The sequence below is a fragment of the Larkinella sp. C7 genome, from assembly GCF_006149005.1.
Classification (GTDB): domain Bacteria; phylum Bacteroidota; class Bacteroidia; order Cytophagales; family Spirosomataceae; genus Larkinella.
On the sequence record NZ_VBSL01000157.1, the window covers coordinates 1 to 457 of the forward strand.

Below are 457 nucleotides of genomic sequence, written 5' to 3' on the forward strand. Positions count from 1 at the left end.
TGTTTTTCCAGTGACATATATCATTCCTCCTTGTAATCCTTGTCATTCTAGCATATTTTACTAAGCTAAACAATTTTTAAGAGGAGTTTAAGTGATTTTTTACATATTTTCAAAGTTCTTACAAAAATTCTGATTTATAACGAGTTGTAATAATTGTCGCTGAAGGTTTCCCTTATTTATTAGGTAAAGGTTAATAAAACCGCTAACACAAAGAAGAATTTTCCTAAAAAAACTCCAAGCAGGTTTCTGCTCAGAGTTCTCATCTATGCTTACGATAATAGAGATAGGAATTAATTATCGGCAGAAGAACCATTAGAATAACACTGCCAAAGAAAACCCAAACAAAAGCAAAATCGATAAAGCCATCAACGATGATAATCAAACCACCTAGAACCCAGAGAAAGCCAGCTAGGCGGTGGGTATGATTCCAAGCTCCCTCATCATTTATATTCCAAGG

General features: G+C 34.1%; 1 protein-coding gene. It reads right to left on the bottom strand.

Features of this window, described 5'->3' with window-relative positions; translation table 11 throughout:
- Positions 1-259: 259 nt before the first annotated feature.
- Positions 260-457, bottom strand: a 198-nt coding sequence (locus FH871_RS34885; protein ID WP_138995347.1) for an SdpI family protein, incomplete at its 5' end; no start/stop codon positions are given.